Below are 19,185 nucleotides of genomic sequence, written 5' to 3' on the forward strand. Positions count from 1 at the left end.
GAGTGTTTCTATGGAGAAAGCCGAACTAAGCCAGCTATATATCGAGTACAAACCTCTTCTTTTCTCGCTTGCTTATAAAATGACGGGTAGTATTGCGGATGCAGAAGATGTGATCCAAGATGTGTTTATGAAGTTAAATCAAAATGAAATGAAACATGGCTTACATGTAAAAGCATATTTATGTAAATTAGTTACAAACCGCTGCTTAGACCTATTGAAATCTTCTAAGAAAAAAAGAGAATTATATATTGGACCATGGCTGCCTGAACCAATTGCTGTGATGGAAACAGACCCATTGCAGGAAATGATGATGAAACAGGATATGTCCTATGCTTTGCTCGTATTATTTGAACAACTCAATCCAATTGAACGAGCAATCTTTATCCTACGTGAAGTTTTGGAATACGACTATGAAACGATTGCTGACATTGTCCAAAAAACAGAGCCGAATTGCCGTAAGATATTAAGTAGATTGAAAAAAATGCTGCCAGAACTCGAAAAGCAGCTTACAGCTGTAAACGTAGATTATGAACAAGTCATTGCCAGTTTCATAAGTGCAATTCAGCAGGGGAACACAAATCAGGTGATGGAAGTACTTCGGGAAGACGTAGTGTATTATGCTGATGGCGGCGGAAAAGTAACCGCAGCAGCCAAACCTATTTATGGTGCAATACGGGTAAAACAACTTCTTACTTCTTTGGCAGCGAAATATCTTGAGGAGTACACGATTACGCCAACCAAGGTAAATGGCCGTATGGGAATCGTGATAAAAAATCAAACCGCAATACTAGCGGTAATGAGCTTTGAATTCGAAGGGGATAAAATTAAAACGATTTATAATATCTTAAATCCTGATAAGTTAAAAAGACGGCGCTAAGCCGTCTTTTTTCGATATATAAGAGGTTCTAAATAGGTCGCAGAGGTTTTATCGACGAAATCGATATATTTATCAACGAAAAAGTATCGTTTATCGACGAAATCGATATATTTATCAACGAAAAAGTATCGTTTATCGACGAAAATGAAAATATATCGACGAAAAGAAGGCGTTTATCAACGAATTTCCTCGATTTATCGATTTTTCGCAAAATCCGACACATTTCACCCCCCGCTCACTCCCCCAACCTATTCCGAAATACTCACTTCATACGCCGCTTGCAGCTGTTTTGTGATTGGTCCTGGGATGTCGCTCCCGACTTGCTTGCCATCTAGCTGCATCATAGGCATAACTTCAATACCGGTTGAGGTAAAGAAGCATTCATCGGCCTGAAGGACATCCTCTACGCCAAATTCCTCTTCTTTTATCGGAATAGAAAGTGCTTCGGCAAGGGACAAGACATGCTGACGCGCGATGCCGTTTAAAATAAGATTGTTAGCAGGATGCGTGTACAGTGTACCGTTTTTCACAAGGAAGAAATTAGACGAGCTTCCTTCTGTTACAACACCGCTGCTGCGCACGAAGAGTGCTTCATCATAGCCGTTTCGCTCTGCATTTGTTCGAGCGAGTACGTTTGGAAGCAGGTTCAGTGATTTAATATCACAGTGCAGCCAGCGAATGTCCTCTGCCGTGCATACTGAAATCCCTTTTAGCATTGCTGCAAGGGGACGTTCCATTTTCCCAAGATACGCATAAAATGTTCCGGTTAAATCGTCTGCATAATGATGATTTCGCGGCTGTACCCCGCGGGAAATTTGTAAATATACATAGCCTGATTTCGTGAACTGATTCTTTTTCACAAGCTCATACAGCATATGAATTAGTTCATCCTTCGTAAAAAACGGATGTAAATCGATAGCGTTCATCGAGCGATACAAACGAGAAAGATGCGGTTCTAGTAAATGAAAGGAGCCTTCATAGATTCGAATCACTTCATAAATACCATCCCCGAATTGAAGACCGCGGTCTTCTATCGAAATAGAAGGCTGTTCTACTCTTGTGTCCATAAAGGATCGTCCGAATAATACAATTGGTTCCATCGTTCCTCTCTCCTATCTCAAGCATTACCTTACACACTTTGTCATCGCTACTCGATATTCCTTCTTTTAGACAAAAAAAATCAACGCTCTTTTAGAAAAAGCGTTGTAAGGGAAAGTGCTAAATTTGGAGGGTAGCACCTTTATTGCTTGTAGTATAAATGGCTGATGTGAACATGGTGTTAACTTCGGGTGAATTTTTATATTATTTTGTTCTTTTGGTATACTCTAGTAAAGGGGAAATTGGGGAAACATAGAATGAGAGGAATGATAGGATGGAACGCGTACAGCTAACAGAAAATATTTCTTTTTCTCGTATGGTACAAGGATTTTGGCGTCTAGCAGAATGGGATATGAGCAAGGAAGAAATCCTTTCCTTTACAGAGCAATGTATCGAGCTTGGTATTACAACCTTTGATCATGCCGATATTTATGGGGACTATACATGTGAAGCATTATTTGGGGAAGTATTAAAAAGTAAGCCGTCTTTGCGAGATTCAATGCAGCTTGTAACGAAATGCGGCATTAAGCTTTTATCAGAAAAATATCCAAAGCGAACAGTGAAACATTACGATACGAGCAAAGAACATATTATTGCAAGCGTAGAATCTTCGCTACAAAAGATTGGTACTGATTATGTTGACGTACTTCTTATTCATCGTCCTGATCCGTTCATGGACCCAGCCGAAGTGGCCGAGGCGTTCACAAAGCTTAGGCAGGAAGGAAAGGTGTTGGCATTTGGAGTATCCAACTTCTTACCTTCTCAGTTTGAGATGCTAAGCGCCTACTTAGATTTCCCGCTCGTAACGAATCAAATTGAAATTTCGGTCATGCAGCTAGAGCATTTTGCAAACGGTACAATCGAAAAATGTCAGGAAAAAAGAATTCATCCGATGGCTTGGTCACCTCTATCAGGAGGAAGATTGTTCAGTGATAGATCTAGAAATACACAATTCATTAAAAATGATTTATCTAAAGTAGGAAAAGAAATTGGTGCAGCTTCCTTTGATCAAGTTATGTATGCTTGGCTTCTAGCTCACCCAGCAGGCATCATACCGATTAACGGATCCGGAAAAATCGAACGCATTCGCTCTGCCGTAAAGGCAACAAAGCTTTCGATGAACCGTCACCAATGGTTTGAAATTTATGAATCGGCAGTAGGGCATGAGGTGCCTTGATGTGCGATGGAAAGAAGCTGCTTTCTTTAGGAGGCAGCTTTTTTCTTTGTAATTAATATTTTTACTATAAAAGCTTCCATTTAAATGGTAAAATAAAGAATATTACCTCTTTTTATACTAAAAGTTAAAAAATGGTTATAGTTTATATCGTTTTATAACAGAACTTACACAAAAACTCCAGCTTCCAATCAACCCAAGCTACCCTACAAGCATCTGCCAATTCATTTGCCCTTGTATTCTTAAAAAAGAAGAGAACAACTACGTCTTCTGTTTCCCGCAAAAGAACGCAACAAAAACAGCTGTATGAAAATGTAACGTAACCTGGAGGTGAGGAAAATGGATATAGAAAGAACCATCTATAAAAAATATACTCTCGTAGGGTATGACCCAAAGGACGTACGCGCCCATATTCAATCTCTGCTTGAGTCCGAACAAAAAGAATATGATCTTTTAAAAGAGAAAGTGGACAATGCAAAGATAGAGAATCAAAGACTTCTTGAAGAGTTGGAGAGAAAACAGGAACTTCCGCCAATGAATCCAATTGCTGAAGAAATAAGCGAAATGCTTGTGGACATTTTTGCTAATCACACCCAATCTATTTTGGACCTGAAAAATGAGTTACAAGAAAAGGAAAAACAACAATTACAACAAATGGAGTTAAAAGCACAACAAAGTGAAATGTCTAAAAACCGGATAAAAGAGGTTCCCGAATATTTAAAGGCTATAACAGAAAAATCAGAGAAAGAGCTGAATGATATATGAAAAAACGAATGTTTGGGGTACGAAAAGATCCAGTAGACAAGGCGATTGCAAAGATAAAATGGGACTTTCTATCGAAAAGAAACGAACTTGAATGTGAACTACATACTATTGAGAGTGAAAACCAAAAGCTGCAAAATAGGTTACAGGAGCTTGATAAAAAGTCTTTTTCTAATCAAGAAGAATTGTGGAATTTTGGAAAAGAACGAATACAGAAGGTTATCAATCTTTTAAGTAAAGAAAAAGAAATTGAAATGGCGGAATTGCGAAAGATTTATGGTGAAAGGATGCATGGTAACGATCAAAAATTACAAGATTTAGATTTTGAGATTGAGGAAAGCGAAAAATTTCTTAAGAACATGTTAGCTCAATTGACTTCTATGGTAGAACAAGCTACCTTCCATTTCAAATCAAACCAGAGGGATGATGTTAGTCAAGTAAAAGAAGAATCTGTCATCAATAATTGAGTAGGGACAGAGTATGTTGATAGATAACCGTGAAGGTAATGTAGTGACGATTGCTTGCGCAAAGTGAATTGGACATGCAGAAACAAGTAGACGAATACATAATTCACAAGAAATTGTAAAATCAATTTCATTAACGAGAAGATCATGCCGCTTTCCGTGACTGACAACTTCTGTATTTGGAGTATGAAAATGGAGAAGTTTCCGCTTATATCTGGTCGCCTTTCTCTAGATTTTATCCATATTTATCAGGAGTAGCATATGTTAGAAAGTCACTGAAAACACGCGTTAGTTTTATTCCGTGCAAAAAATTTCAATAAAAGGGGACGCTTCGTTTGCATTCTATCGAAACGTCTCCTTTTTTGGCACTGTAGTTCAATTGTTTTCTTCCATCAGCGTTATAATTCGTTTTAAATTAACGCTGAATATCAGTGTTCATCAAGCAAAGATTAATATTTTTTTACTATAAAAAATTTATATTGAATGGTAAAATAAAGATAAATAAAATATCCCCTCTTTTTTAATAATAAGTTAAAAAATGGCGGTGATTCAATTCAAGTTTTGTTGGTTTTACGTGATGTTGTAAGAATATATTTACTATGTATTGAATCAAACCGGTTTTAACATTCTGCAGAACAATATCTCCTATTAGATTATCAACTAGAATCGAACTTCAAGGCGAAACTATTATTTTCGTGTAGTAAATCAGGTGAAGAAAATGACAAAGCTAACAGTATTGCTTACAACCGAAGGGACGTATCCGTTTCATCAAGGTGGTGTGAGTACTTGGTGTGATATTTTAGTAAAAAAACTAAATACAGTCGATTTTACATTATATAGTGTTATAACAGATCCATTTATTACACAAAAATTCCAGCTTCCTAAATCGACTCAACTCGTAAAGGTTCCTTTATGGGGAACAGAAGAACCGTGCGAGCATCTACCAGATCCATTTGCCCTTGTATACTTAAAAAAGAAAAGAACAACGACGAAAGTTGTGCAACGCTTATTTATTCCAATATTTCAAAAGTTAATTTATGAAATAATCAGCCCGAAAAAAAATCCTGAAGCATTTGGTCATATTTTGTTGCAAATGTACCAGTATTTTCAAGAGTATGAATATAAAGAAACATTTAAATCGGAATTGGTTTGGAATGAGTATAAGTCATTCATGCTAGAGGCTGTTAATAATCCTGAGCTAAAATTTGCTGATCCTGATATATACGGATTCGTACAAAGTTTAGGATGGGTGTATCGATTTTTAAATATTGTAAATACACCGGTTCCAAAAACAGATGTAAGTCATTCATCAGCAGCAGCCTTCTGCGGGATTCCTTGTGTCATTGCGAAGCTGGAACATGGAACGCCCTTCTTATTAACGGAGCATGGGGTGTATTTGAGAGAGCAATATTTATCGCTATCAAAACGGAACTTGCCAGCTTTTTTGAACACCTTTTTAATTCGATTTATTCATTCGATTACAGCTTTAAATTTTTATTATGCAGATCAAGTTTCGCCGGTCTGTCATTATAATACGAGGTGGGAATCTAGATTAGGTGTACCTAAGGAAAATATAGAGGTCATCTATAACGGTGTAGACACGGATTTATTTGTTGAAGCTGATAAAGTAGAACGAATGAATCCAACTGTCGTATCCGTTGCCCGAATTGATCCCATTAAAGATATTGTCTCCTTAATTAAAACGGCTGCCATAGTGAAAAAAATGGTACCTAATGTTCGGTTTATCGTCTATGGTTCCGTCTCGGTTCCCTCTTATTACGAAGAATGCCTTGAGCTAAGAAAAAAGCTGGGACTAGAAGAAACATTTACGTTTGCAGGGCATACAACAAACGTAGTAGCCGCCTACCATTCTGGAGATATTGTTGCACTGTCTAGTATTTCCGAAGCGTTCCCATATTCTGTAGTGGAGGCAATGATTACTGGTAAGCCAGTTGTTGCAACCGATGTAGGTGGAATTAAAGAAGCTCTTGGAAATACGGGGTATCTTGTAACGCCAAGAAATCCAGAGGAGTTTGCGAAGTATATTACCCTCCTATTAGTAGATACCAATCTAAGACAAACATTGGGAAGAGAAGCGAGAGAGCGGGCACTCGACTATTTTACTTTAGAAAAGGTGCTTGATCATCATGAAAGAAGCTATAGGAATCTAGCTCATCGTGCGAATAAGCAACAACCCATTTTTGAGAAAGATATTAGTATTTCAAAAGAAAAGATGCAAAAGCTTTATAGCGAGAAAGCATATGCCTTATTTGCAAATGGTTATTATAAGGAAGCTATCGGACAATTTCGGTTAGCAATACATATCGATCCTCGTTCACCGGCAGCATTTGTCTATTCTTCGGAGATTGTGAAATTGTACCATTATTTAGGTCAATATAATAAGGCTGTGGAAGAAATGGATAAACTACAGCATTTTATTCAAACAGAGCAACATCTGTATGAAAACGTAACGTAACTCGGAGGTGAGGAAAATGGATATAGAAAGAACCATTTATAAAAAATATGCTCTCAACGGGTATAACCCAAAGGACGTACGCGCTCATATTCAATCGCTCCTTGAATCTGAACAAGCAGAATATGATCGTTTAAAAGAGAAATTACACAAGGAGAAGATAGAGAATCAAAGACTTCTTGAAGAATTGGAGAGAAAAGAGCAGATTCCGCCAATGAATCCAATTGCTGAAGAAATAAGCGGAATGCTTATGGACCTTTTTGTTGCGCACACCCAATCTATTTTGGATCTACAAAATGAGCTGCAAGAAAAGGAAGAACAACAATTACAACAATTGGAGATAAAAACACAACAAAGTGAAATGGCTAAAAATCGGATAAAAGAGGTTCCCGAATATGTAAAGGCTATCATGGAAAAATCAGAGAAAGAGCTGAAAGATATATGAAAAAAAGAATGTTTGGGATACGAAAAAATTCAGTAGACAAGTTGGTTTCAGAGATAAAATGGGATTTTCTATCGAAAAAAAATGAACTTGAATATGAATTACAGGCCGTTAAGAGTGAAAACGAAAAGCTGCAAAATAGGTTACAGGAGCTTGATAAAAAGTCTTTTTCTCATCAAGAAGAATTGTGGAAGTCTGGAAAAGAACGAATACAGAAGGTTATCAATCTTTTAAGTAAAGAAAAAGAAATTGAAATTATGGAATTGCGAAGGATCTATGCTGAAAGGACGCATCGTAACGATCAAAAATTACAATATTTAAATGTTGAGATTGAGGAGAGCGAAGCATTACTTCAGAACATGTTAAATTATTTGACTTCTATGGCAGAACAAGCCACCTCAAACCAGAGGGAAAGTCAAGTAGAAGAGAAGTTGTCATCCATAATGGAGCCGGAACGAAGTATGTTGCTAGATAACCATGAAGGAAATGTAGCGACGATTGCTTTGCAAAGTGAAGGGGATATGCAAAAACAAGAGGACGAATCTTCACAAGAAGTGGTAAAAGAAGAAGTGCAAGAACATGTATTGACAGATAGGATGGAAAAAGAACCATCCCCTTCACAAAATCAGGAGCGAATGCAAACAGAATATGTCGAGGAAGAGGACGGTTTTTGGGGAGAGTCGGATGGCGTTAATACGCATAACGATGCGCTCGTATTAAGTGATGATTTATTTATAAATATGGATAAAGAATTTAATCAAAATATTTTGAATCATGCCACTACAAGCCAAAGGGAACAAGTTGAAACACCAAGACAGGCTATCGATTCCGCGATGAAAGAAGAGGGTTCTAATGAATTAATTGAACAAATTGATTCGATTAAATCCCAGTATATGGTTGGTAAAGTTGCGGGGAATGACTTATTTGATCTCCAAGGAAATCTTATTATTGCGAAATCTTCCGTTATTACACGTGAGATTGTAGAGAGAGCCAATCGTGCAGGGAAATTAGCTGATCTTATCGTAAATATGAAAATTGCAGAGTTGGAAGAGGAAAAGGATGCTAGAGAATAATTCCATATCAGAAAAAGAATCTATAGCAGAACCTAGTAAATTTATGAGTCTATTAAATGAAGTATTAGATAAACATAAGCATCCTCAAGATTCTTTTGAAATTGCAGCTTTACTCGAATCGATGGGATGGAATGATACTCGTGCTTCCAAGGAATTCGGTGTTCAAGATATTTTTGAGTTAGCTGACCAAATATGGGACGCAATGCAAGAAAAGGTGAGCTATCATCCGTTTTCGAAAGCGAAAAAATCGAATCTGTTTCTTGGGATTATTAATATGATTCGCAGCTTTTTAAGAGGATTAATCTTTGCATTTCCAATGGCCATTTCCGTGGCAGCGATGCTGAATTTAAAATTTTCACTATGGTCCTATCAATATTTATCATTAGATCAAGCAACGGGTATTGCCATTGGTACAATATTGAGCTTTATGATTGTAGGAGGCTTTACGCAGGCGATTGCAAGACGTGGATTTCTCTATATTATTCAGGGGTATTACAATTTAGCACGTAAAAGCACGTTTTTATTTATTTGGATTGGATTTGGCCTTTGTGTTGTCGTTTCCTTGTTACTTTTTGTTTTAAATTTTATTTTTAATTTTTTCCCATATAACATGATTGTACTAATCGTCGTATTCTTTTTTTTCCTTACATCGATATGGCTTTCGGTAACCGTTATGTACATTCTCAAAAAGGAAATTGTTTTTACCGGTCTCATTATTTTTGGTATTTTCCTTATTTATGTTTTGTTTGTTCTTTTTCATATTCCTATTATTATTTCACAATTAATTTCACTTTGTATCGTTTCAATATGTAGTATCTTCCTTGTTATTTATTTCTTTATGAAAGCAGAGAAAAAAGGGGAAAAAGGGATTGCCTTAAAACTACCTAGATTCTCGATTACCCTATATTCTGTCTGGCCTTATTTCGCTTATGGTTTCTTATATTTTACGTTTTTATTTATCGATAGAATCAATGCATGGTCAAGAAATGAGGAAATAATGCCTTATCTCATTTGGTTTCGAGGACAGTATGAGCTTGGGCTCGATTTTGCTTTATTGACCATCATTATCCCAATGGGGGTAAGTGAGGTAATTATTAATAAGCTAATGGTGGATATTGAATATAGTCAAAAGGAATATTTGGCCCGTGACAGCGGCAAATTGTATGGGAAATTCCTGAGAACATACAGATGGATGTCATTTTTTATCTTGGTTACTTCAATCGTTAGTTCCTTTTTGATATACAAGCTTATTTTTTGGTATAACAATATATCGATTCAAATCAACCATGAAGATATGTTGAACAATAACGTTACGCTATTTGTATTGTTTTGGGGAATTGTCTCTTATATTATTTTAGCATTTTGTTTAATGAATGCAGTCATTTTGTTTGCGTTGTCACAGCCTATTATGATTTTGAAAGCCATTCTTTTATCCTTGTTTGTGGATGTAACAGTAGGATTTTTATTAAGTAGGTGGGTTGCATACCAATATGCAGTCTTTGGATTATTCGTAGGATCGATTCTTTTTTTCATTCTATCCACAAGATCCGTTAGGAAAGTATTGAAAAATCTTGATTATTATTTATATGCAGCTTCATAAAAGGATGTTTACAAATGACCTATTCATCTATTAGTGTTCATGCTTTTACAATTTTTCACTATATGATCTCATTTCTATTGCTATTTGTTCTTTTGCCTAGATTGATTTTTCAGTCCCAATATGAAGATAGGTTGGAAAGATGGTTTTCTGGATATGCGAAAATGGTTTTATTAATCATTATTTGCGGTTATATCCTTGTCATAACGAAACTGTATGAATTTCTGTCTTTATCTGTATTATTCCTTGCCTTGTATGGATATCAACATAAGAAACAAAGAGAGGGCAAGGAAGCAACGAAGGTTATGAGCTATTATTTGAAAAAGCTGTTTGATTTTTTAGATGGGCTCGTGAAATTTAACCGAAGTGTATGTATGAAAGCTGTAAAGAGCAAGTTCGAAGAATATCGTTTTAAAATACAAGAAAGTTTTAGTTGGTCAGGGGTATTGGAAGGATTAGCACTTATAATTATTATAGGTGTGTCTTCCTATCTACGATTTTATGATACATTTGCCCATGCGGCACCGCCTATGTCAGATAGCTATGTTACGCTGGCATGGATGAAATATATTGATTCACGCAGTCTTTTCCATGATGGGATTTACCCGCAAGGTTTTCATATTTATTTAGATACGTTATTTAAATATGCAGCGATTGATCCATTATTTATCCTTCGATATACGGGCCCATTAAATTCTATATTTACGATGTTAGGATTTTATTTCATCGTTCGAAAACTAACGAAAAATGGTATCGGTGCTTTACTAGCAGCATGGCTGTATGGAATATTTTATGTTATTCTCCCTTTTTCTGACGTTGAAAGACAAGCGGCAACGAATTCACAAGAATTTGCGTTTGTATTTGTCTTTCCAGCTATATATTTTTTACTTAACTATTTGATAAGGAAAAGGAAAGAGGATCTGATTGTCGGTTTGGCCTGCCTTACCATATTAGGATTGGTGCATACCTTGGCATTAGCACTTGCTGGTATATTACTAGCTGTCATGATTGTTTGTGCACTCGTAACGCTGAAAAACCGTCTGAAAGAGGTATTACATATCTGTCTTGGAGCAATGATATCGGTTGTCCTATCACTCCTTCCTATCGGTGCAGGTTTCTTGCTTGGGAAGGATGTCAACGCTTCATCTGCTGATTATTTAGTGTCTAAAAACGTATTCAGTTATCCAAAGTTAACGGAGTTAGACTATGTTTCACTTGGATTAATTGCTTGCCTTCTTTTCATGCTAGTAAGGAAAGGGATAGCAAGAGAAGTTCGGTTTATCGCGCTGTTTACTCTATTAGCTGGAGGTAGTATTTTCTTTCTTTATTATGCAGGCGGAGTTGTTACGCAAAGTACAGTGATTGCGTCACGGTCCGTAGATTTATGGGGATTAACGATCCCGTTTTGTGTTGGAGTCTCCTGCTCGTATCTTCTTAAAAGCAAGAACCGATACTGGAATGTCTCTCTTTCGATTTTATCGATACTATCTTTGCTTGTTACGCTATTCCTATACAAGCCCGTGCCAATCATTCCTTACAAATTAGAGCATGATGCGAATATTGAACAATATTTACGTATAAGGAATACATTTGGACCTAAGACATGGATGATGGTTTCGCAGGAGGAAGGATATTCAGTCGCGCTTGGTGCTGGGTACCATATGCATTTAGGAGACTTTCTTAAAACCTATGATCCAAAAGGAGAATCGTTAACGAAAATAAGTGATGGTAAGATTGATAAAAATATATCTCCTAATATATTCATTTTTCAGGAGAAAAATATTTTTGAGGTATCGAAGACAAATGGTATTTATTCGATAGAAGAACCAATCTATCAAAGAAGAATGACAGAATATAAACAATTGACGGAGTGGATCAACATACACAAAGATGCCGGATTTAAGGTGGAGACCTATTATGAAGATCAAAATATAATTGTGTATTATCTACACGCAAAAGTGGATTATTAAGATATTCAAATTAATTCTTGCAAGTGGATTGGGGGTAGCTTATGGATTTGGTTTTTGTTACAGACGGATTATTAAGAAAATCATTGTCAGCCACAAGATCATTAGGGAAAAAAGGGATAAAAACAATAGTTGGGGAAAAAACTTGGTTCTCTCCAAGTGGTTTTTCAAGGTACTGTACGAAACGAGTAAAATATCCTGATCCTGTGACAAATCCGCGTCGTTTCCTAGAATGGCTATTTCAAGCATTAAGGAAGCATCACAATCCCATATTCCTTCCCATGGATGATGCAATAATGGACATTGTGATGGAACATGTAGAAGACATTAAGAAAATTAGCAAGTGTATCCTGCCATCTAAATATGCATATGATATAGCTTCTAATAAATATGAAACGATGAAACTTGCAGAAGAGAGTAAGATTAACCACCCTATCACTTATTCTGTCAATAGTAAGGATGATTTACAGAAAATCGTTAATCCTCAGTTTCCGTTGATTATTAAACCGTGCAAAAGCAGCGGCTCGCGAGGAATTCGCAAGGTGAATAATCAGGAAGAATTGATGCAAACCGTACAAGAAATTCAGCAAGAATATTCGAATTTACTTATTCAGGAGTTTATTCCTCTTGGAGACCGCTATGATGTCTGTTTGCTTTATAACACAAATCATGAAGTAAAAGCGACCTTTGTTCAAAAAGAGCTTCGGCATTTTCCAATTAAAATGGGGCCTAGTACGGTTCAGGAAAGTGTCCAATATGATGAATTAATTGATGTGAGTATACAGTTATTAAGGCCATTAAACTGGAGTGGAATTGTTGAGGTGGAATTTATGGTGGATTCCAGAACGAATCGGCCGGTATTAATGGAAATTAATCCTCGTTTTTGGAATTCATTGGATTTGGCAGTAACGAGTGGAACGGATTTTCCTTATATGCTCTATCAATTATGTGCAGGTCAGGATATTCGTTATGAAAAGAAGTATGAAATAGGGAGAAGAAGCAGATGGTTTTTTCCAGGTGATCTTCTTCACTTTGTATGTAATCCAAATCGATTTTCTATGAATCCACCTTTATTCGCTAGTAAAAAACATCGAATACACGATGATACGTTTATCTTGTCCGATCCAGTTCCAGGGTTAATCCTACTATTAACTGTATTCCGTTTCGTTTTTTCGATTCATGCATGGAAAATGTTCTTTTTAAGATAGGAGATGGTTATGATGTTGAACGCATTAACGGTTGATGTTGAAGATTGGTATCATACGAATGGTTTGAATATACCAAAGAGTAAATGGAATGATCTGTCTCCGACAGTTTACCAGAATACATTAAAATTATTGGATTTATTTGATGAATATAAAGTGAAAGCAACCTTTTTCATCCTTGGTGATGTAGCAAAAAAAAATCCTTCCCTTGTGAAAGAGATTGATAGAAGAGGTCACGAGATTGGTTCTCATGGAATGTATCATCAACTCATCCATCAACAATCAATGGAAGAATTTAAACGTGACTTTCTTGAGTCGATTGAAATACTTGAACAATTAACCGAGAAAAAAATAAGGTTGTACCGTGCACCATCTTGGTCGATTTCAAAAGACAAGTTAGACGTGCTTTTGTTTTTGGAAGAAAGTGGTATCGTGTATGATTCGAGCTTGCAGCCTTTCCAAACGCCACTGTCAGGCATCAATGGAATACCTACGGAACCATTTCAGCCTATTTTAAAGAATAAGCAGCTGCATTTAGTTGAATATCCTCCGACTGTAATGGAACTTGCCAAAGGACTTACCTTTCCTTTTTCCGGAGGTTTCTATTTACGATTTTTCCCAGTTTCCATCATTTCCTATTTGCTAGGAAGAGTAAATAAGAAAAGACCGGGGATGGTTTACGTGCATCCTTGGGAAATAGATCCAAATATTCCGAAATGGAAGACAAGCTGGTTAATTAAAATTATTCAATATTATCGGTTACAATCTACAGAACGTAAGCTAAGAAGGTTATTCAAACAGTTTCATTTTGCCCCAATTGGCGAAGTGATGAAACAGTATAAAGTTATACAAAGAGAGATTTAGAAGGGTGAGAAGGAAGTTGGAGGAGTTTTCTAAAAAACAAAAGCTATTCAATACAGTGCAACTTCTTATTTTCTTTAACTTATTACTTGCCTTAATTGCCTTTATTAAAGATATTGTTTTAGCTTCTTACTTTGGGACGAGTGAGACTGCGGATGCCTTTAGCCTTGCATTCTTTCTTCCGGATATGTTAGGGAATAATCTGATTGGTGCTGCTGTAGCCGTATCCTCTATTCCTGTTTTTACGAAACTAGCTTTACTAGGCGATCGATTTCATTATGATGAAATCTTACAAAAGCTGGGGGCTATGCTGCTTACAGGGACATTGATTCTATTTATTTTCTTGCTTTTACTTGCTGACCCTTTTTTTCACTTTTTTCATTTTAATACGGATAGCACGATTTCAACTGTCATTCCATATTTCTATATCATGGCTCCCATTGTTTTGATTGCACCGCTATGGTTAATGGGATCATCTGTATTGCAGGCTTCCAGCAAATTTGTTGTACCAGCCCTTACACCAATCGTGTTCAATTGTATTCTGCTTCTTTCTTTATTGTGGTGCCAATGGGCGGGTATTCCGCAAAAACTTGGGGGGGAAATATTCTCCTTCGTAACTACATTTGCTACTTTATGTGCATGTATCATCACTTGGTATTATGTGATGAAACGACAGAAAATAAAATGGTCGTTTCAGTCTTTGCAAATGACAAAGAATAAAGAAATACAAAAATTAGCATCTGTATTTGGGGCTTACTCCCTCATCTTGCTATTTAGCCAAGCTTCACTTTTTGCGGAAAGATTGTTTGCCAGCTCCCTTGAAACGGGCAGTATTGCTGCATTGACCTACGCCTATCGTATCTCGCAGTTTCCTTTATGGGTATTCATTGCTGCCATTAATACCTTTATCTTACCAACGATAAGTGCTCATTTAGAAAAAAAAGATTTCTTTTCATTAAAACGGGATTTGTATATGTCATCTTTTTTTGTCATTGGAACAGCTATCCTGATTTCACTCGTTTTGGTAATTTTTTCAAAGCCTTTATTAAGTATCATTCTAGCAAGAGGTTCTTTTACCCTGCATTCCGTCCAATTAACGAGTGATATATTAAAAGGCTATGGATTATCCATAGTCGGACAAAGTTTATTTGTATTTTGTACAAGGTACTATATTGCTAAGGGTAGGATGATGCCTCCGCTTCTTATTGGAATGCTAGGAAGCTGTGTAAATATTGCGCTATTATTCTTTTTTGTACCAAGATTTGGGTTAATCGGAATCGGTTATGCCGTTACGGTAGCGTCCTCCCTGAGCGGCGGATGGTTACTTATTCATTTTATTAAGAGTCTATTTTCAGTAGAAAAACGAGGTGTATCCTTTGAATGATTTCTTAGTTGTTGTCCCAGCATTTAACGAAGAACAGAATCTTAAGCAAGTGATACCATTATTAAAACGGCTGCAAATGCCGATGGACATTGTCATTATTAATGATGGTTCGAGTGATAAGACCGAGCAAACTGCGAGAGAATTGGGTGCTCGTGTAGTTAGCCATCCAACAAATTTAGGATATATGGCTGCTGTTCAGACAGGATTTAAATATGCAAAGAAGCAGCATTATCCCTATATCCTCTTCTTTGATGGAGATGGCCAACATGATCCGAACTGTATTAAGGATATGATGAAAGCAATACAACAAGAAGATGTAGATGTTGTAATTGGGTCAAGATTTCTTCAAAAGAGTGATATGGAGATTGGGGTTTTAAAATTAGCAGCCGTTCAATTTTTTCGATTTATTATTTTCCAGATTACGAAGAAACGAATAACGGATCCTACCTCAGGTTTTAAAGCATATAAAGCGAAAGCATACAGTCGATTTACGAATACCAATACTTTTAATTATGACTTGCCTGATAGTAATTTTATTATTGATATTTTGCTTCAAAACTTGAAGATTTTAGAGATACCAGTAAACATGTATGATCGGCAGCATGGAGAAAGTAAAATTCATCAAACTGGTTTGAAGCCACTTATTTATATTTCTCAAGTTTTATTAAGTATTCTTATTGTCACGATTAAGAATAAAGTAAAAGGAGGGAAAACAAGATGAATGGTATCCTACAAATCTTTGTGTTCGTATGTGCGTTGGTGTTTTCCTTTGTTGTCATACGATTATTGTTAAAAAACAGAATAAGTGAAAGAAATTCTGTTATTTGGCTTGGGGGAGCTATTGCGATTTTGCTTATCTCAGGTAATGCAGCTTTCGTAGATCATGCAGCGAGATGGTTAGGAATTGATTATCCTCCTACGCTATTATTCTTACTTTCTACCCTTGTCTTATTATTATTTAGCCTTTACCAAACGATACAAATTACAAAGCTGTCTAGTAAAATTAAAGATATTTCACAATATTTAGCTCTTCATCCAATAGACGAAAAACAAGATGCACAGGTGGGAAAAGAACATGAATGAAATGATGAACCGTTATGGACCTATTTTTCTAATCTTGGCACTACTGTTTGCTGTCTTCGCTTGTATTTTATTGATTGTTGTTCGCTTGAATAAGAAGAAGCATAAAGCGCAAATGAACCTATTGCAGTCATTAATCTTTCATATAAAGCCAGCGCTAGGTACGGAGAGAAATCTAGATTTCATTCTTCTTAAATTGCAAGCTTTGGTGGAAGCTCCAAATTACGCTTTTTATATTTATAATGCTACGAATCAGCATTACACATTAAAGGCTGTGAGGCAATTAACAAGTGACATGAAAATTGCCCCATCTTATAGTGGACTATTACCCTATGAGAAGGAAACATTTGAACCTCCTCTTGAATTACAGGTTGATCGCTTTCCGTCTAAATCAGCAATTGTGACGGTAGGAGAAGTACCCGTATTAGCTATTCCGATAAAAGGTGAAAAAGGGTTAATTCATATTGGCCCAATCAAAACACTTTCTAAAAAACAGATGAAACTCTTAGATGAACTAGGGATGTTATTAGACGTTCCGTTAGCAAATCTACTAGAAGAAGAAGCGCAAAAAAGGAATTACGAGGTACTCGAAACATCTGCAAAAGCAGTGAAATGGATTACTCGTTTATTTGTTCATGAAGTAGAATATTTAAAATTATTAATCCAAAATTGTACAAATACGATACATCCTTTGTCCTGTTTATTATTTCAAACGAGCGCAAGCCTTTCACAAGTAGCATATGCCAAGGGCATTAGTCAACAAAGCATTCAAACGATAAACAAAAATTCAGAACGTCTTACGAGTGTAATAAAGATGCTAGGTGAAAAACCATATACTATTGTTTCAAGTTCAAGTCCTATTCATAGTCAGCTTAAGGATATGTTGAACATACATGTCGGCCAGTATATGGGAATCGCACAATTTATGTTGCTGGAGAAGCGGTATGTATTACTGTTTTCTTTTGACCCTGGTTCGGAGAAAATGGAAAAAGATAGAAATCAGCATATAAAAACGTTAATGAATCATATCCAGCAGTTTATTAAAATAAAACAAACGACAAAACAAGTTTCTCTCTCTTACATTGAGTTATTAAAAAGCTTAGCAGATATGATGGATCAAATGTCACCATATACAGTAGGATATTCGAAATTGATGTCACGTTATAGCATCGCGATTGCTAGACAAATGGGACTAAGTGAATTTCATGTGCAAAGTGTTGGTTTAGCAGCCTATTTAAGCAATATTGGGACGATCGGATTATCTGACGGGTTATTAAATAAAGAAGGAAAGTACTCGGATGAAGAGTATGAACAAATGAAGCTTCATAGTGAAGTTGGTGCAGCAATCATTGAGAATACAATTGCTCAGGAAGAAGTAGCTCTTTATGTGAAATATCACCATGAACGAATGGATGGAAATGGTTATCCTTCCAGGTTAGTAGGAGAGGAAATCCCTGTTGGTGCTCGGATTCTAGCAGTTGTTCAAACCTTTCTTGCTAAAATAAAAGGGCGTTCGTACCGAGACCCTTTGCCATTTGATGATGCACTGGAGCTGCTGCAAAAGTCAGCTGGTTCCCAGTTAGATTCTGAAATTGTTTCTACCTTTATTCATTGGTATACACGTAAACGAGTCCAGCTGGAGAATAGGAATAAAGCCCTAGGAAATTGCTGGGAGCTGTGTTGTACACCGTCTTTTATTTGTTCGCAGTGTCCTGCATATGGAAACAGGAATATAAACTGCTGGGAATCAGAAAGCAATAACTGCCGAGCTCACGGTAAAACGTGTCAAACTTGTTTTGTATATACAGAAGCAATGGGTAGAGTAAAGAAAGATAAAGAGGTTGTAAATCAGTAATGACGGAGATGTTTAGAAGTTTTCGAAAAGATCGGCTGCTATTAGCGAAAAACTATTGCTTATACGATGGAACGGGAAACATAGAAGAACTTGCGCGCTATGATGTGATGATTGTAGAACCAAAGATGTTACGTATCGGTGAAGTAAAGCAAGTAAAGGCTCGGAATACGGTAGTGCTAACGTATTTAAGTGTAGCCATGGTTCATCCGACTGAAGCGATTTTTCAAGAATTATCAGCAGAGGACTTCTTATTTGTAGAGGGAAAACCAGTTATAAATGAACGCTTCGGTACCTACTTAGTAAATTTACAATCCAAAAAATGGGTGGATTATGTATTAAAGGAAGTTCATCGGCATCTTCTCGTTTTAGATAGTGATGGTTTATTTTTTGATACATTGGGGGATCTTGAACTTACTACGATACCGTTATCCTTACGAGATAAGCAACTAGAGGCTGCAGGTAACTTATTGTCCGTTTTAAAGCTGCTATACCCTCAATATGTAATAATTCAAAACAATGGTTTAAAGAGAGTATGCTTGCATACGGCTCCCTATATAGACGGAATATGCTGGGAAAATCCGTCCCTTTCTGTACCTGACGATAAAGAATCTGTAGAAGCCATTACGCACAGATTGCGGGCGTTAGGGAAACAATATGAATTAAAAATCTTTCTTCTGTTAGAGGAGAATACAGAAAAAAGCCCAAATCCCTATACAGCAGCTAAGAAATTTGCTCGAGAACAAAATTTTCTATTATACTATGCTCCCAGCAATACGATTACGAGAGTTCACTCGTATCGATAAAAAGGCTAGGCGTGTAATGTTAAGAGAAAGCCAGGCATAAAAAAACTACACCTCCAATTGTTAGTTGTGT

General features: G+C 36.5%; 17 protein-coding genes. 16 read left to right on the forward strand and 1 reads right to left on the reverse strand.

The window, feature by feature from the left end; all coding sequences use genetic code 11:
* Window positions 1–10: 10 nt before the first annotated feature.
* A complete protein-coding gene (locus tag ACM5BR_RS12835) occupies window positions 11–877 on the forward strand; it encodes an RNA polymerase sigma-70 factor (RefSeq protein ID WP_416828356.1) in 867 nt (288 codons plus the stop codon).
* 248 nt (window positions 878–1,125) lie between these two features.
* Here ACM5BR_RS12835 and dat read toward each other — a convergent pair whose 3' ends face one another.
* Window positions 1,126–1,977: a D-amino-acid transaminase gene (gene dat, locus ACM5BR_RS12840; RefSeq protein ID WP_416828357.1), complete on the reverse strand. Its 852-nt coding sequence runs from the start codon at window positions 1,975–1,977 to the stop codon at window positions 1,126–1,128.
* Window positions 1,978–2,249: 272 nt separating this feature from the next.
* On the opposite strand from dat, the gene ACM5BR_RS12845 reads away from it, so the two are divergent.
* The 15 genes from ACM5BR_RS12845 (at window position 2,250) to ACM5BR_RS12915 (ending at window position 19,115) form a co-directional block, all read left to right on the forward strand.
* Window positions 2,250–3,152, forward strand: a complete 903-nt coding sequence (locus tag ACM5BR_RS12845) for an aldo/keto reductase (protein ID WP_416828358.1) — start codon at window positions 2,250–2,252, stop codon at window positions 3,150–3,152.
* Window positions 3,153–3,488: 336 nt separating this feature from the next.
* Window positions 3,489–3,914 (forward strand): hypothetical protein, encoded by a 426-nt coding sequence (locus ACM5BR_RS12850; protein ID WP_416828359.1) that lies wholly within the window; start codon window positions 3,489–3,491, stop codon window positions 3,912–3,914.
* A complete protein-coding gene (locus ACM5BR_RS12855; protein ID WP_416828360.1) occupies window positions 3,911–4,378 on the forward strand; it encodes a hypothetical protein in 468 nt (155 codons plus the stop codon). The genes ACM5BR_RS12850 and ACM5BR_RS12855 overlap by 4 nt, the downstream gene beginning before the upstream one ends.
* 715 nt (window positions 4,379–5,093) lie before the next feature.
* On the forward strand, window positions 5,094–6,851 hold the full coding sequence (gene pelF / locus ACM5BR_RS12860; protein ID WP_416828361.1) for a GT4 family glycosyltransferase PelF: 1,758 nt from the start codon (window positions 5,094–5,096) through the stop codon (window positions 6,849–6,851).
* Between the two features lie 16 nt (window positions 6,852–6,867).
* On the forward strand, window positions 6,868–7,293 hold the full coding sequence (locus ACM5BR_RS12865) for a hypothetical protein (protein ID WP_416828362.1): 426 nt from the start codon (window positions 6,868–6,870) through the stop codon (window positions 7,291–7,293).
* On the forward strand, window positions 7,290–8,363 hold the full coding sequence (locus ACM5BR_RS12870; RefSeq protein WP_416828363.1) for a hypothetical protein: 1,074 nt from the start codon (window positions 7,290–7,292) through the stop codon (window positions 8,361–8,363). Before ACM5BR_RS12865 ends, ACM5BR_RS12870 begins: the two co-directional genes overlap by 4 nt.
* Window positions 8,350–9,963, forward strand: a complete 1,614-nt coding sequence (locus ACM5BR_RS12875; RefSeq protein ID WP_416828364.1) for a hypothetical protein — start codon at window positions 8,350–8,352, stop codon at window positions 9,961–9,963. Before ACM5BR_RS12870 ends, ACM5BR_RS12875 begins: the two co-directional genes overlap by 14 nt.
* Before the next feature lie 14 nt (window positions 9,964–9,977).
* The gene (locus ACM5BR_RS12880; RefSeq protein ID WP_416828365.1) at window positions 9,978–11,930 is read left to right on the forward strand and encodes a hypothetical protein; all 1,953 of its coding nucleotides are present in this window, start codon (window positions 9,978–9,980) and stop codon (window positions 11,928–11,930) included.
* Window positions 11,931–11,971: 41 nt separating this feature from the next.
* Window positions 11,972–13,135, forward strand: a complete 1,164-nt coding sequence (locus ACM5BR_RS12885) for a carboxylate--amine ligase (RefSeq protein WP_416828366.1) — start codon at window positions 11,972–11,974, stop codon at window positions 13,133–13,135.
* A gap of 12 nt (window positions 13,136–13,147) precedes the next feature.
* Window positions 13,148–13,996: a polysaccharide deacetylase family protein gene (locus tag ACM5BR_RS12890; RefSeq protein ID WP_416828367.1), complete on the forward strand. Its 849-nt coding sequence runs from the start codon at window positions 13,148–13,150 to the stop codon at window positions 13,994–13,996.
* A gap of 16 nt (window positions 13,997–14,012) precedes the next feature.
* Window positions 14,013–15,377 (forward strand): murein biosynthesis integral membrane protein MurJ, encoded by a 1,365-nt coding sequence (murJ, locus tag ACM5BR_RS12895; RefSeq protein ID WP_416828368.1) that lies wholly within the window; start codon window positions 14,013–14,015, stop codon window positions 15,375–15,377.
* Window positions 15,370–16,098: a glycosyltransferase family 2 protein gene (locus ACM5BR_RS12900; RefSeq protein ID WP_416828369.1), complete on the forward strand. Its 729-nt coding sequence runs from the start codon at window positions 15,370–15,372 to the stop codon at window positions 16,096–16,098. Before murJ ends, ACM5BR_RS12900 begins: the two co-directional genes overlap by 8 nt.
* Window positions 16,095–16,460, forward strand: coding sequence for a DUF2304 domain-containing protein (locus tag ACM5BR_RS12905; RefSeq protein ID WP_416828370.1), 366 nt, complete (start codon window positions 16,095–16,097; stop codon window positions 16,458–16,460). Before ACM5BR_RS12900 ends, ACM5BR_RS12905 begins: the two co-directional genes overlap by 4 nt.
* Complete coding sequence (locus ACM5BR_RS12910) at window positions 16,453–18,312, forward strand: HD-GYP domain-containing protein (protein ID WP_416828371.1); 1,860 nt, start codon at window positions 16,453–16,455, stop codon at window positions 18,310–18,312. Before ACM5BR_RS12905 ends, ACM5BR_RS12910 begins: the two co-directional genes overlap by 8 nt.
* Window positions 18,312–19,115, forward strand: a complete 804-nt coding sequence (locus ACM5BR_RS12915; protein ID WP_416828372.1) for a hypothetical protein — start codon at window positions 18,312–18,314, stop codon at window positions 19,113–19,115. The genes ACM5BR_RS12910 and ACM5BR_RS12915 overlap by 1 nt, the downstream gene beginning before the upstream one ends.
* The last annotated feature ends 70 nt before the right edge of the window (window positions 19,116–19,185 follow it).

Origin of the sequence: Ectobacillus polymachus (assembly GCF_048159605.1) — a bacterium.
Classification (GTDB): Bacteria; Bacillota; Bacilli; order Bacillales; family Bacillaceae_G; genus Ectobacillus; species Ectobacillus polymachus.

What these genes read in the sequence shown, in the direction of transcription:
- ACM5BR_RS12835 (WP_416828356.1), top strand. Translation starts at nt 11, where the DNA reads ATGGAGAAAGCCGAACTAAGCCAGCTATATATCGAGTACAAACCTCTT.
- dat (WP_416828357.1), bottom strand. Translation starts at nt 1,977, where the DNA reads ATGGAACCAATTGTATTATTCGGACGATCCTTTATGGACACAAGAGTA.
- ACM5BR_RS12845 (WP_416828358.1), top strand. Translation starts at nt 2,250, where the DNA reads ATGGAACGCGTACAGCTAACAGAAAATATTTCTTTTTCTCGTATGGTA.
- ACM5BR_RS12850 (WP_416828359.1), top strand. Translation starts at nt 3,489, where the DNA reads ATGGATATAGAAAGAACCATCTATAAAAAATATACTCTCGTAGGGTAT.
- ACM5BR_RS12855 (WP_416828360.1), top strand. Translation starts at nt 3,911, where the DNA reads ATGAAAAAACGAATGTTTGGGGTACGAAAAGATCCAGTAGACAAGGCG.
- pelF (WP_416828361.1), top strand. Translation starts at nt 5,094, where the DNA reads ATGACAAAGCTAACAGTATTGCTTACAACCGAAGGGACGTATCCGTTT.
- ACM5BR_RS12865 (WP_416828362.1), top strand. Translation starts at nt 6,868, where the DNA reads ATGGATATAGAAAGAACCATTTATAAAAAATATGCTCTCAACGGGTAT.
- ACM5BR_RS12870 (WP_416828363.1), top strand. Translation starts at nt 7,290, where the DNA reads ATGAAAAAAAGAATGTTTGGGATACGAAAAAATTCAGTAGACAAGTTG.
- ACM5BR_RS12875 (WP_416828364.1), top strand. Translation starts at nt 8,350, where the DNA reads ATGCTAGAGAATAATTCCATATCAGAAAAAGAATCTATAGCAGAACCT.
- ACM5BR_RS12880 (WP_416828365.1), top strand. Translation starts at nt 9,978, where the DNA reads ATGACCTATTCATCTATTAGTGTTCATGCTTTTACAATTTTTCACTAT.
- ACM5BR_RS12885 (WP_416828366.1), top strand. Translation starts at nt 11,972, where the DNA reads ATGGATTTGGTTTTTGTTACAGACGGATTATTAAGAAAATCATTGTCA.
- ACM5BR_RS12890 (WP_416828367.1), top strand. Translation starts at nt 13,148, where the DNA reads ATGTTGAACGCATTAACGGTTGATGTTGAAGATTGGTATCATACGAAT.
- ACM5BR_RS12905 (WP_416828370.1), top strand. Translation starts at nt 16,095, where the DNA reads ATGAATGGTATCCTACAAATCTTTGTGTTCGTATGTGCGTTGGTGTTT.
- ACM5BR_RS12910 (WP_416828371.1), top strand. Translation starts at nt 16,453, where the DNA reads ATGAATGAAATGATGAACCGTTATGGACCTATTTTTCTAATCTTGGCA.
- ACM5BR_RS12915 (WP_416828372.1), top strand. Translation starts at nt 18,312, where the DNA reads ATGACGGAGATGTTTAGAAGTTTTCGAAAAGATCGGCTGCTATTAGCG.